The following is a 13,458-nucleotide window of genomic DNA, read 5'->3' on the forward strand; positions in this document are numbered from 1 at the left end:
CGATGGAAAAGCTTGCCCGTAATCTCCTCTTTATCGACGACCTGGTCCTGAAGATCACGCTATTCCTCTGCGGTGGACTACTTCTCATGATGGTCCTCGTCGCTGGCCTTGGGGTGGTCTTTCGCTTCATCCTGCACAACTCGCTGTCGTGGTCCGACGAGCTCGCGGCTTATCTGTTCGTGTGGCTCACGTGCCTCGGTGCGGCGGCGGGGGCCAAGCTGCGGGTTCATCCGGAAGTGCGGGTGCTGGCCGACCGTTGTCCGCCCGCTTTCGCGCAGACACTGGCGGACTTGACCGACTGTGTCGTCCTCGGGCTCGGCGTGGTGTTCGTTATGTACGGTGGCGACATGCTGGATCTGATGGGCACCGAAACCGCGACCTCTCTGCCGATCTCGATGGTGTACCCGTACCTTTCGATTCCCGTCTGCGGCGCGTTGCTGGTCTTTCATTCCGCGGTGCGAATCGCGGTTTCCCATCTCGCGCCCGGCGCGCAAACGAGGCCGTCTCTGTTGCAGGGCGTCTCCGAACATATCTGAGGTGAATCAACATGTGGGCACTCGCTCTGGGCGCCGGGTTTCTCGGCTTGGGTGTACCGGTGGCCATTTGCATCGGCATTGCGGCGACGATTGCATTGACGCTGAACGGAACCCCGCTGCTGGTGATTCCGCAGCAGCTGTTTTCGAACCTGAATAACGTCGGACTGCTGGCCATCCCGTTCTTCATGTTGACAGGCGCAATCATGGATGCGGGCGGCGTCTCGCGCCGGATCATCGACTTTTCGCAGGCGCTCGTCGGGTTTATGCGCGGCGGCATCGGGCAGGTGACGATTGTTGCGAGCATGTTCTTCGCCGACCTCTCCGGTTCGGCGACGGCGGATACCGCAGCGATCGGCTCGGTCATGATCCCCGGGATGGTGAAGCAGGGGTATTCACGCGCGTTCGCGGTCGCGCTGCAGTCGGCAGCGGGCTCACTCGGACTGCTGTCGCCCGTGTCGATGAGCATGCTCGTGTACGCTTACACCGCCAACGTTTCGGTCGGGACGATGTTCGTCGCGGGGATAGTGCCGATGCTGCTGGTGGTCGTTTCCTTCATGCTCGTGAACTACGTGACTGCCGTGCGCCAGAACTATACGGCGGTCGAGGCGTTCTCCGCGAGGCGGCTGTGGACCACCTTCAGACAGGCGATCTGGGCATTGCTGACGCCCGTGATCATTCTGGGCGGCATCCTCGGCGGCGTCTTCACACCGGTTGAAGCAGGTGTCGTCGCGGCGCTCTATGTGACGCTGGTGAGCGCCTTCATCTTCAGGTCGCTCAAGCTGTCGCACTTCAGGGAAATACTCACGCGCACGGCTATCAATACCACGCGGGTATCGTTTCTTCTCGGACTCGCGTTCGTGCTCGGCCGCTATCTGATTGAGGCGCAAATTCCGTTGCACGTCGCCAACAACTTCCTGGCCGTGACGACCAGCGCGTTCGTGTTGCTGATCCTGATCAATCTCTTCCTTCTGGCAGCCCATACGGTACTGGAAACGATTTCGAGTATCGCCGTGGTGATTCCTGTGTTTCTACCGCTCGTCGTGCAGATGCATATCGACCCGGTCGTGTTCGGCGTCATCGTACTGGTCAATTCGGCCATCGGCATCAACCTGCCACCGATCGGTTTTTGCCTCTTTACGGCCGCGTCGATCGGCGGTGTGTCCGTCGAAAAAGCGACTCGGGCGATCCTGCCATTCATCTTCGCGCTGGCGGTCGACCTGCTGCTGATCATTGTCTTCCCGCATATCCCGCGCTTTTTGCCGAACCTGCTGGCAATCAAATAACACGAGGCCGATGGGCCGCTGGCTGCACGCCATTGGCCCGGGCTCCACGACCCCGTAAGCGGCGACTGTTCGCGCGCGCATAGCGATCGAATTACCGAGAGGCTTATCATGAACACGGCTCACATCGAGCGAAGCGGCGCGGCGCCGGTCCTGCTGGCCGCATGCGAGGACCTGCAGTACCTGAAACTGGAACAACCAGTTGAGTTCGTCTGGCTGATCACGTTGAATCATCACGAGAAGCGCAATGCGCTGTGTGTGCCGCTGCTGCAGGAGCTGGCGCGCGTGCTCGCGGCAGCCGAGGTCAGCGACGACGTCCGGGCCGTCGTGCTTACCGGCGGCGAGCGTTTCTTCAGCGCGGGGGCGGATATTGCCGACATGGCGGCGCGCGGGGTCGCAGCGTATGCGGACCCCGCGCGCCTCGCGAGCTGGAAGGCGATTGAAACCTTTCCGAAGCCGCTGATCGCCGCGGTCAACGGCTTCGCGATAGGTGGTGGCCACGAGTTGGTGATGCTGGCCGATATCGTCGTCGCGGCGGACGACGCGACCTTCTCGCAGCGAGAGATCGTTATTGGCGCCCTCCCGGGCGATGGCGCAACCCAGCGCTTGCCGCGGGTGCTAGGCAAGACACTGGCGATGAAACTCGTGCTTACCGGCGAGCCGCTGACGGCAGCCGAGGCCGAGCGCCACGGACTGGTGACCGAGGTCGTACCGCCGGTACGCAGCATCGCGCGCGCGGTTGAGATCGCGTCGCTGATCGCCGGCCGCGCGCCGCTCGCCATCCGGCTGGCCAAACGCGCCGTGCTCGATTCGTTCGAGACCAACCTTCAACAAGGCTTGCAGTGCGAGCATCTGGCGAATCTCGAAGTGTTCAAGACCGAGGATCGCGCCGAAGGCCACCGTGCATTCGTCGAGAAGCGGCCACCGCGTTTCAAGGGGCGCTGACCACTGGCGCGTCGCGCATGCGCGTCTCGACGGATTCTGCCGGTATTGTGGCCTGCACTAAACGATTGGTTGAGACATACTCCGCAGAGTTTGCCGTTCCTTGCCGACTCATGGGATTCAACATCGCCGGTACCAGCGCTGCGATCACGAGGGGACACCATGAACAAGTTCAGCAATATGGTGATCGCGACGGTCGTCTCGTTGGGCGCAATCGGTTGCTCTGTGCCATCGTGGGCGCAGCAACCACTCAAGGTCGCAGGTCAGGACGTGCAGCCCTGGGTCTTCCACGACAAGAACTCGGACTCGCTCTCCGGGGTCTTCGTCGATCTGATAAACGCCATCGCCAAAGATGCAGGCCTGCCGGTCCAGTATCAGCTCATGATATTCGGCGACCTGATCCCTGCGCTGGCCAGTGGCAAGATCGACGTGATCGCCACCAATATGGCGATTACGCCCGCACGCGCTCAGCAAGTCGATTTCAGCGACCCTGTTTACAACGCGCCAACGGAAGTCGTTGTCGTCCCGGCGAACGACATGACGGCCTATCAAGGTCTGGCAGACCTCAAAAATTTCCCGGTCGGCGCACAGAAGGGCAGCATTCAACTAGCGCTCCTGCAACGGATTGGCGGTTTCTCCGAAATCAAGATCTATGACACGCTGGAAGACGCGTGGTCGGCCGTCGTTTCAGGCCAGATCAAGGCAGCGGTGACTTCCGGCCCTGACACGATATACGCCTCTAAACACGGCCGACTTACGAATCTGCGAATTGTGAGCTCCTACCAGTCGCAGTCGCCAAAACCTCGGATCGGCATTGCGGTGCGAAAGGGAAATAGTGAACTGCTTGAAAGAATAAATCGCTCGTTGGCGAAGCTCGAAGCGGACGGCACGGTCAAAGCGATCTTCGTCAAAAATGGCGTCGATGATTGGGTGCCGCCGAAATAGGCCCGTCGCAGAGGATCGGGCTGAACGGGATCGCCGGTTAGGCTTCACTACACGCGTCAGATAAGCCGGTTAAGTATCAGACCGTGTGCGGCGAGTACTGACCACGAAGTGTCATTCGCTCCGGTGTTCGCGATACGAAAAATCGCCGTCGGCGTCACCCCTTGATCGCGGCGATATGGAAACGGTCGTCCACCAGCGAGACTCGCGGAGATGGACACACCCACTCAAAAGGAGGCGATGACATGACATGCGCTGGCGGTGTGGTGAAGAAGCCCGATTTCGGCGATGAAAAGAACGCGACGAAGGATCGCTATGCCGAGGAGCCCGCCTGGACGACACGGTTTTCAAGTCGAAAGCGGCTGCGGCGGGCCATCTGCTTGCCGCTGTGGTTTGCCGTATGGATGGTCGCAGCCCTCTCACACATGGAATCTGGCCAAGCGACCCCGGCCAGCGGATTCACTGGCGCGACCCTGGCCCAAGGAACTTTCGCCGAATTTCAAGTCATGAACCGCCTCACACAGGACCAGCTTCAGCGGTTTGCTCCTGGGTTTCCTGGAGATACGTGGTCTTCATTCGAAAAGACCGAGGGGCCGTCAGACGTGTACATACAGACCAACACCTGGGCGCCGGGTGGAACCACTGGCTGGCATCGGCACCCCGGGCATAGCCTGATAGTCATCACGTCGGGACAGTTAACCGAGTACCACGCAAACTGTACGCCGCAAGTGTACGGGCCGGGTACAGCCAATGGCACGACACTAGTGGACGGCGGCAATGACGAACACCTCATTCGGAACGAAGGCCCCATTGCGGCGACAGGCCTTGCGGTCCAGATTGTCGCCAAAGGTGCTCAGCGTCGGATCGACGAACCGTCACCGAAGGCCTGCTCATCGATCTTCTGATACCGTGTCCAGTACGCCGCCAGACGAATCACGGGAGAAGGCTCGAAAGAGCCATCGAACGTTACCGGTAATGCGATAAGGCGGTCCCAAAGATCGGAGCAAGACATGGCTCGGCTACTGTCAGTGAATGTTGGCCTTCCACGTGATATCGAATGGAAGGGCCGTACGGTTCATACGAGCATATGGAAGGAGCCGCTCACGAGCCGTTGCTGGGCGGCTCGTTTGAATCTGGTCGGAGACGGGCAGGGCGATCTCGCCGGGCACGGAGGTGAGCATCGAGCCGTATTCGTCTACCAGACCGAATCGGCACGTTTCTGGAAGGAGCAGTTGAAGTGGCCTGATGTTGTCTATGGCCAGTTCTGTGAGAACTTCACGGTTGAAGGCATGCCCGATAGCGATGTATGCATCGGCGACCGGTATCGAATTGGTAGTGCACTGTTTGAGGTGACGCAACCTCGGGTGACCTGCTACCGCGTGGGTATTCGCGTTAATGAGCCACGTATGGCAGCGTTGCTTACATCGAGCGGGCGGCCGGGATTCTACTTTCGCGTTTTGAAGGAAGGCGAGGTTGGGGCAGACGACGAAATAGTGAAGGTGGACGAAGCCGGCGAGCGCATGACGGTCACGGAGATCAATGCGCTTCTGTATTCCCCGCATCATCCTCGCGACCGCCTTGAGCGAGCGCTGCGGATCGACGCGCTTTCATCGGGGTGGAAGCGGTCGTTCGAGGCATTGTTGAGCAGCTCCGTTACCGGCAAGACGGGAGGCAACGCCGGGCTCGCGCCTGCCTCGGCCGCTTATCCCGCCACACAGGGATTCCGTTCACTCACAGTCGTGTCGGTTGTGGTCGAGTCCGCCGACGTCGTTTCGTATTCCCTGCGGCGAGCGGACCGCCAGCCGTTACCGATGGCAAAGCCAGGCCAGTATGTTGTGTTGCGTCTTCCGCAGGACGGTGGGAGACCGCCGCTCTATCGCAGCTATTCGCTCTCCAATGGTCCGTCAACGCTGGAATACCGGATCAGTGTGAAATTCGAAGAGGGGGGAGCAGCCGCCACTTATCTCCGTGATCGCGTGCGCGTCGGGGACGTAATCGATGTCAGCGCTCCTCGTGGTAGTTTCGTGCTATTGCAGAGCCCGAGTCCCGTGGTCCTTCTAAGCGCGGGTATCGGCGCGACCCCCGTTCTCGCTATGCTGAATACGCTGTCGTCGCAACGCTCGACGCGGCAGGTTTGGTGGTTGCACGCGGCTCGTGATGGACAGCATCATCCCTTCGATGCTGAAGCGGGGCGTCTCGCGGACGCGCTTGCGCATTGCCGTCGGTATATCTGCTTCAGCCAGCCCGACGCCACGCGTGACCGGCAAGGAGTCGAGTACACGGAGACGGGTCATTTTTCCGAAGCCAGGTTAGCGGGCGCAGGTATTCCGACGCAGGCCGATGTTTATCTTTGCGGACCGTCCCGCTTCATGGTCGATATGAAGGCGGCGCTGACGAACCTCGGGTTTGCAAAGAGGCAAATACACACCGAAATCTTCAATGGCCTGGAGTCGATGACTCCGGGGATCGTCGGCGATGCCATTCGTGCGCCCCATCTGCCTGAAAACCATGGCGCCACCGGTCCGATCGTGTCCTTTGCACGCAGCGGGATCGATGTGCACTGGGACGGTGTGGCCTACCAGAACATCCTGGAGCTGGCCGAGGCGTGCGATGTTCCCGTTCGTTGGGCGTGCCGGACGGGTGTCTGCCACAATTGCGAAAGCGGATTGGTCTCGGGCTCCATAGCGTACAGCCCTGAGCCGATCGACAAGCCCGCAGATGGCAACTTGCTCATCTGCTGCTCGCAACCCGTTGGTGATACGGTCATCGACCTTTGAGCGGACTCTCAGTAGATAAAGTAACCGACGCGAGTTCAAAGAGGCCCCTCGTTGGCGGGGCCTTGAGCCGCGAATCACCATGTTTCTGTTAGTACTGGACAGTAATCCCACTGCCAGTAAAGCTGTGCTGGGTAGGAGCGTCATTTGCAAAGTCGGAAACCGCCTGGATAATGTTCACGACCTGCTGCGGCAACCTGCCGCCGCTGACGGCGGTCATTGCAGTACGATCCATCTCAACGGCTGCGGGGAGGTCTTTGATCAGCAGCGTGTTCATGTCGATTCTCCAAAAATAAATGGGTCAGTCAGGAATGTCGGAACTTGTGTTGAGGGTGTCGTCACTCCTCGATAAGCATTAAGGCAAAGTCCATGCCAAACGGTGACGCCGCCGCAAGCGATCACTCAACTAGTTGAAAATATTGGATTTTTAAGGGCGGTCAGTGCGAATTGATAAACAGACATGCGCGCTGCGGCCGGTGGGTCGAATCCAACTGTCCGGCTCGCGCTGTGGGTTGGATTGCGACACATGCGGTCCGCCTACGTACCCTGTGTTTGTACGATCTCATGGTCGCCATGCTGCGGTGGCCTGCGATGGCGAATCCGCGCTCGTTTTTTTTCGTGCACGCCCTTTTGATGTCACTTTGCTAAATGGGCGCTGACTCGCCATCGTCGACGCCGTTTTATTTCTCGCCTAGTTGGTCCGCATGGACGCAGGACAGCCGGCGCCAGCGGAACCGGTATTCTTCAGCGTAAGCACAAGCCTGCTTCCTTTGGTTGCCGTGATGATCTGTCCATAGCTGACGGTCGGGATGAACTGAATGTCCGGCGCAACTGCCACCGGAGGATTCTTTGTTCCGTCCACGGTCAGATCGAGTTCCACTGTGATCGAGTCGATAGCGAAGCCAAAGTCCTGCTTCCGTGCCGCCATATCCTTCCTGGCACTGCAAAGGCCTTCCAGAACCTGATGCAAAGCGGTCGGAATATCGACTGACTTACCGGGCGGAATCGGCGGCGTGTTACAGCCGACGAGCAGAAATGGCAAGAGAGACAGGGGAAGATAGAACTGGGCGCGCATCAAGATCCTCTCGTGGGCCGCATCAATCGCCACTATTCACCTGTCTTGCGCCCGGTACTGTTCGCTGCCGTACGGACGCGGGTCGTCGCGGCGGGACGCCGACAACCACGACGTCGTATTGCATCGACTCGCGCGGCAGGCGCTTACTGACCGAACGTCTTCGCAACCACGATCTGATTCTTGACCGATGTCACACCAGGGACCGCTTTCGCCACGGTGGCCGCTGTGGCGATCTGAGGCGCTGCCGGCACGGTTCCGTAAAGTGTTACTGCGCCGCTTTTCGCTTTCACGCTGATGTTTGCGGCGTCGATGCTCTTCTCCCTGGCAATCGCCGTACGAACTTGTTTGGCCAGTTCGCGATTCGCTCGTTTTGCGGCTTTGGCATCGACTCCAGCCGATGCCGCTTTTGCAGATCCGGTTGAAGCAGCGGCTGTCTGGCCGGGCTGAGCCCACGTGGTGATAGACGTCAGCGCGATCATTCCGCTAACGGCCAAATTGAGTGCTGTTGCTTTTCTCATCGATTTATCTCCAGGTTTATTGGTTAAGTGTGACAGTTCGTTTTTCTGCAATATCGGATCGACTGGAGCATGAAATGAGGTTTCCTTATCTTGCATGTGCGCTGTCAGGCCTGCAGTTCATACAAGTCAAGTTTGCCCTGTGGCGGAGTTAGCAGCCGTTGCGTCGAATGCCATTGCGATATCGTCCCAGTCCTCGTCTCGCAAATAGCGCCGCGCGATGGGTAGTACCACGCCTTCTTCCCGTCCCAGATACTCCCAGGTGAATTGCGCGTAAGCGCCTAGAGCCTGTTCGAGCCGCCCGGCCAGGATGCGCGGCGCCGAGTCGCGCCCGACGAGTTCGGAGAGTTCGGCCAATTCGTCGAGCAGTTGTTTGTCGCGCTGATGCCGGCATTCGAGTTCATCCAGCTCCGCATCCGCAACGCAAGTGCGCTCGCGCAGCCGCGGGAATAACCCGGCATCTTCCTTAAGACTATGCCGGCGTATCTGAAGATCACGCAGGCTTTTGACCGTTTCACGCATCGATATCGGCTCGGGCTGCTGACCGGCCGCGCGTGCTGTGCGGACCATGTCCAGCAGCGCGTGGACGGTGTCGGCGATGGCGCGGTGTTCGTCGAGGAGCCTGCCGATCGCGCGCGAGGTTGCCGGGCGACTGTCTGCGGCGAATATCAGGACTGCCACGTTGACCGTGCCAGAGTCATCGGACGGTGCAGGCGCGACGTCGCCCGCTTCAGTCAGCCGTTGGCCAGGGGCGATGCAAATCAGGTCGCATCCGCACTTGATTGCCGCCGCGACGATGCTGTCGAACGACGTTTCTTCGCTGGCAGCGATGGACGAATACGGCACGCCTTGCGCGCGCGCTGCGGCCTCGGCCCGAGCCAGCAGTTCCAATGTGCGCTCCGTGAGGTCGCCTGCGCGCGAGGCCGGGCGGTGCAGTGTGGCAACATGTCGGTACAAAATGGGCAGGAAGGTCACGCGCGCACCCATCGACTGCGCAAACGCGACTGCGTGACCGGTTGCTTCAATGCATGAACCCATATCTCCCACAGGGACGAGAAAGTGTCGGTACATGGTATTCCTCATGCTGCATTCAACGTTTGCAGTTCCTGCTGTCCAGTTTCGAATTCGCCGGCTGGTTTTGCATCCGAGGTCTGTTGGAACTTATCTTAGTCCGCGGTCGGTTTGCTCACCCCTCCCACGAAGGGAGGGGGCTTGGAGCGTGCGGGTGGTACGCTTGAGCCTTCCCCTCATTTCGCTCCCCGCGGCAGCCGGAGATGGCCGTCAGGAGCCTCGACAGGCTCTGCAAGATGGCATCGACATCGACAAGCGCCGGTAGTGTAGCCACCGAACTGGTCCTGAAGACCATCGCGCCGCGCGCGCCGGCCCATTTGCTGATGCGTGAGCGGCTGGCCGCGCACGCGTTGCACTTCGGCGATCAATCCATCGCTCTTGTGCAAGCGCCGGCTGGGTATGGCAAGACTTCTCTGCTTGCGCAATGGCGCCGGGAAACCCTGGCGCGTGGTGCCGCGGTCGCCTTCCTTTCAGTGGATGAGCGGGACGATCCTCAGCGGCTCCTGCAAGGGCTCGTCCATGCCATGCGGGCGGGCTGCGCCCGCCCCGCGTTCGGACGATTGCTGCTTGACGGCGCCGTGGGGTCGGTCGGCGAACTGGACGCCGTGACCGCCTGGCTCGCCGAAGTCGCCCAATTTTCGGGCGATGTTCTGTTGATCGTCGACGAGGCCGACCGTCTACCCGAAGCCGGCCTCACTGCGTTGATCTATGTCCTGCACAATGCCCCGCCAAATCTTCACGTGGCCGTTGCCGCGCGCCGCAGAATCGATACGGCCGTTGCCGATCTGATCGCTTACGGGCAATGCATCCTGGTCGATCCCGAGATGCTGTGTTTTCGACTTGAAGAGACGATTGCACTGATCGCCAACCGGTTCGGTTCGCGTTTCGACGCCGACGCGTGCGCGAGGCTGTTCGAGTTGACGGATGGCTGGCCGCTTGGGTTGCAGCTCGCAATGGCGGCCATGGCGCGAGCCCGGGATCCCCGGCAGGTGGTGGAGACCATGGCGGCCAATCAGGGCGGACTGCGTGAGCACCTTGTCGGGACGCTGATTGCGGAGCTTTCGTCGGAAGATACCGATTTCCTCACGCGCACCAGCCTGGTGGATTCGCTGCACCCGGAACTCTGTCAGGCGTTGACCGGAGATCCGCAGGCACCGGAGCGGCTCGCGCGCCTCGTGCGTGAGACGCCCGTGTTCGTCACCTCCGAAGACGGCGCATGGTGCTGGCTTCACGCACTTGTGCGCGACGTCCTGCAAGGCCGCCTCGCTCATGTGCCCGCCGCCGAACGGGCTGCGTTGCACGGTCGTGCCGCAGCCTGGCTGACCCGGCACGGCATGATCGAGCAGGCAGCAAGGCATGCTCATGCCGCGGGCCAGCACCAGACTGCCTACGAACTGGCGGAGCGTTGCCTGCATGACGCAGTCAAGGAGGGACGCCTGACGGCGGTTCTCGAATGGCTTGATCTGCTCCCTGCGGACGAACTCGAGCGGCGCCCGCGTTTGTTGTTGGCAGCGGCCTGGGCGTTGGCGCTGGGTGAGCGGCACAAGGAGGCGGAACTTCAGGTGGAGCGCGTCCTCGCCAGCCCTGGCGCCGACGCTCAACTGCGTTACGAATGCGCGCTCATCCTATGCGCGGCCGCCTATTACGCCGATGAGATCGACCGGTTCGTCGAGCTGTTCGCGCCTTGGGCCGAGTTCGCTCCCGCCGCCGATTCCTGGCTCGCCCAGGTACATGCAAACCGCCTCGCAGTACGTGCGATTCTGCTCGGTCAGCCCGCGCAGGCGCGTCGGTTCCAGCTGGCGGCAAAGCGGGCCGAAGTCGGCAAAGGGATCGGTTACGTGGTGCGCTGGGCCGATTACATCGTGAGCTTCAGCTACGTATGGGAAGGCCAGCTTGTGCTTGCCGAGGAGGTACTCCGTCCGGCACTGGCAAGCGCGGAAGCGGACCTTGGCCGCCGTCATCCGCTCTCGTGCATGTTTGCCGCGACCTGCGCTGCGCTGAGCTATGAAGCCGATCGGGTCGACGAGGCCGCCGCGCTGCTGGCCAATCGGCTTGACATCCTGGAGCGAGGCGGCACGCCAGACACCGTGTCCCTCGCGTACCGCACCGCGGCGCGTATCGCAGCGGTCAAAGGCGACGAACACCGGGCGTTCGATCTCCTCGAGGCAATGTACGCGATGGGCGTGAGCCGGCGCCTGCCGCGTCTGTGTATTGCCAGCATGGCAGAACAGGTGCGTATTCACGCCGGCCGCTATCGCGCGCAAATGTGCGACGCGCTGGTGCGCCGTATCGACGCTATGGTGACCGAGGAGGAACCGAGAAGGGGGCCGCTGTGGAGGCAGTCGGTCGGGCTGCTAGTCGGGTTGGCGCATGCCGGTGCAGCCATCGCGGCGCGTCGCTGGCAGCAGGCGCTCGACGAGCTCGCGCAGGCCGGCGAGGCCGCTTTAGCGATGAAGCTTGGTCGATATCAGATTGAAGTCATGGCCATGCGCGCCTTCGCGCTGGAGCAGTCCGGCGCGAACGGGCTCGCATTGCTTCGCGAGGCGATGAATCTCGCGCAGACTTTCCATTTGACCCGCACGCTGGCCGACGCGCATCCTGCCCTCGCCGACTGGGCGCGGCGCGTCAGCGAAGAGCAGCCTGAATCCGGCGAAGTCGCTCACGCGATTGCGGCAGCGCGCGTAGCCGTGCCGCCACTGGGTCGCCAGGCCACCGTGCCGCGAGCTGTGCCGAGCGTTGTGCTAACGCCCAAAGAGCGCGAGATCCTCGAGCTGCTGGCGCGAAACATGTCGAACAAGGAGATTGCGGCTGCGGCCGCAGTGGGAGAGGGCACGGTGAAGTGGCACCTCAAGAATCTCTTTGGAAAGCTCGACGCCAGCTCGCGAAAGCATGCGGTTCGAAGAGCGTTGGTGCTGGGTTTGCTCGAAGGCGCATAAGTTCGCGCTGCGCGGCGCGCTGTTCACCGAGATGTTCTGCCCCTCCCGCTTTGGGAGGGGCCTGTACGAGCTCCTTTACGTATTCTTCCCTGCACGACGCGCCACAATGCGGCGAATTCCGTCACACCTACGCGACTTGAGTTCATTGCGGGGAAGGGCTGGCTGGCCGCAGTCGAGACAAAACTATCAGGAAGGAGACAAAATGAAGATGAAACTGATCGGCGCGGCAGCGCTCGCCACATTCGCCTGCGCCGCTCAAGCGCAATCTTCGGTGACGCTTTACGGCATCCTCGATTCGGGCTTCCTGTATCAGAGTACTGCCGCAGCGTCGTTTAACCCGAAGGCGCCGAATACGGGATCGGTGTACCGGCTCAAGGACGGCGGCATTTATTCGAGCCTGTGGGGAATCAAGGGTAGCGAAGATATCGGCGGCGGCTACCGTGTCAATTTCAGACTCCAGGGTTCGTTCGACAGCAGCACCGGCAAATTCGGCCTTAGCGATACACCCGGTGTCGCGGCTGCGTTCAACCAGTTTGCGACCATCGGCGTATCGGGACCGTTCGGCACGTTCAACGCGGGCCGGCAGATCATCCCGATGATCTATGCCATGGCCGAGACGGATGTACGGTCCTCCCAATACTTCGGCAGTATCCTGACCGCGTGGCTGGGTATGAACCAGTCAGCCGGTTGGCCTGGCACCAGCACCAATGCGCCAATCGGCGCACTGTATGACAGCAACGCGCTGGTTTACCAGTCGCCCTCTTTCGGCGGCGCTTCGATCGGATTGGAGTACGCACCCGGCGGCGTGGCAGGGCAGTTTCAGGGGGGAACGCGCGAGTCCGCCGTGCTCAAATACGCGAACTACGGTCTGAGCCTGTCCGCTGTGTATTACAACGGACACGATACGAATCCGGCTCCCGGTGCGCCGTTGACGGGCCTCGACAACAACCAGTTCGTGTATCTCGGCGCGCTTTACACGCTGCACGGATTCTCGGTATCGGCGTCGTACAGCAACGGCAGGAATCCTGCGCATTCCAATCAGGTCAATATCGATCTGTTTTCCGCAGGCCTGGGTTATCGCTTCAACCCGACGCTTCAGGTGACTTCGGGTCTCTACTACCTGAAAGACAAGAATAATTCGGCAAATCGTTCGACGGAAATTGCGCTCGGAGCCGAATACAAGCTCTCCGTCAGAACCATGGTTTACGGTCAGGTCGGTCACGTCGTGAACAAGGGGACCATGAACCAGACGATCGTCTACGGTCAGCCGGTGGCTCCAGGCCTGACAACGACGGCGGCCATGATCGGCTTGCGCCATAGCTTCTGAACCAATGGCGCATGTGGCGTTGTGCCATTTCGCATGGGCCACCGCGGCATCCGGCTGCAC

General features: G+C 61.0%; 12 protein-coding genes. 8 read left to right on the plus strand and 4 right to left on the minus strand.

The features are described 5' to 3' along the window. Positions 1-2 precede the first annotated feature (2 nt). The 6 genes from B0G81_RS10335 (at position 3) to B0G81_RS10360 (ending at position 6,477) form a co-directional block, all read left to right on the plus strand. Positions 3-536, plus strand: coding sequence for a TRAP transporter small permease (locus B0G81_RS10335; RefSeq protein ID WP_087648004.1), 534 nt, complete (start codon positions 3-5; stop codon positions 534-536). An 11-nt stretch (positions 537-547) separates the two neighbouring features. Next, positions 548-1,819, plus strand: a complete 1,272-nt coding sequence (locus B0G81_RS10340; RefSeq protein WP_116121629.1) for a TRAP transporter large permease — start codon at positions 548-550, stop codon at positions 1,817-1,819. Between the two features lie 108 nt (positions 1,820-1,927). Beyond that, positions 1,928-2,761 (plus strand): enoyl-CoA hydratase-related protein, encoded by an 834-nt coding sequence (locus B0G81_RS10345; RefSeq protein WP_134135008.1) that lies wholly within the window; start codon positions 1,928-1,930, stop codon positions 2,759-2,761. A 159-nt stretch (positions 2,762-2,920) separates the two neighbouring features. After that, the gene (locus B0G81_RS10350) at positions 2,921-3,703 is read left to right on the plus strand and encodes an ABC transporter substrate-binding protein (RefSeq protein ID WP_134135010.1); all 783 of its coding nucleotides are present in this window, start codon (positions 2,921-2,923) and stop codon (positions 3,701-3,703) included. Positions 3,704-3,945: 242 nt separating this feature from the next. Beyond that, positions 3,946-4,605 carry a cupin domain-containing protein gene (locus tag B0G81_RS10355; protein WP_134135012.1) on the plus strand — a complete coding sequence of 220 codons (660 nt, stop codon included), beginning with the start codon at positions 3,946-3,948 and terminating at the stop codon, positions 4,603-4,605. A gap of 105 nt (positions 4,606-4,710) precedes the next feature. Then, complete coding sequence (locus tag B0G81_RS10360; RefSeq protein WP_134135014.1) at positions 4,711-6,477, plus strand: MOSC and FAD-binding oxidoreductase domain-containing protein; 1,767 nt, start codon at positions 4,711-4,713, stop codon at positions 6,475-6,477. A gap of 88 nt (positions 6,478-6,565) precedes the next feature. Here the strand turns inward: B0G81_RS10360 and B0G81_RS10365 are convergent, their stop codons facing one another. The 4 genes from B0G81_RS10365 to B0G81_RS10380 form a co-directional block, all read right to left on the minus strand. After that, positions 6,566-6,751: a hypothetical protein gene (locus B0G81_RS10365; RefSeq protein ID WP_134135016.1), complete on the minus strand. Its 186-nt coding sequence runs from the start codon at positions 6,749-6,751 to the stop codon at positions 6,566-6,568. Positions 6,752-7,165: 414 nt separating this feature from the next. Further along, positions 7,166-7,549, minus strand: a complete 384-nt coding sequence (locus tag B0G81_RS10370) for a hypothetical protein (RefSeq protein WP_134143052.1) — start codon at positions 7,547-7,549, stop codon at positions 7,166-7,168. 143 nt (positions 7,550-7,692) lie between these two features. Beyond that, the gene (locus B0G81_RS10375; RefSeq protein ID WP_243856409.1) at positions 7,693-8,163 is read right to left on the minus strand and encodes a BON domain-containing protein; all 471 of its coding nucleotides are present in this window, start codon (positions 8,161-8,163) and stop codon (positions 7,693-7,695) included. Between the two features lie 30 nt (positions 8,164-8,193). Then, entirely contained in the window at positions 8,194-9,147 is a 954-nt protein-coding gene (locus B0G81_RS10380; RefSeq protein ID WP_134135018.1) for a hemerythrin domain-containing protein, read from the minus strand. 224 nt (positions 9,148-9,371) lie between these two features. On the opposite strand from B0G81_RS10380, the gene B0G81_RS10385 reads away from it, so the two are divergent. After that, positions 9,372-12,071, plus strand: a complete 2,700-nt coding sequence (locus tag B0G81_RS10385) for a LuxR C-terminal-related transcriptional regulator (RefSeq protein WP_134135020.1) — start codon at positions 9,372-9,374, stop codon at positions 12,069-12,071. A gap of 202 nt (positions 12,072-12,273) precedes the next feature. Continuing rightward, positions 12,274-13,398, plus strand: coding sequence for a porin (locus B0G81_RS10390; RefSeq protein ID WP_134135022.1), 1,125 nt, complete (start codon positions 12,274-12,276; stop codon positions 13,396-13,398). The last annotated feature ends 60 nt before the right edge of the window (positions 13,399-13,458 follow it).

It is taken from the genome of Paraburkholderia sp. BL6665CI2N2 (genome assembly GCF_004366535.1).
Taxonomy (GTDB): Bacteria; Pseudomonadota; Gammaproteobacteria; order Burkholderiales; family Burkholderiaceae; genus Paraburkholderia.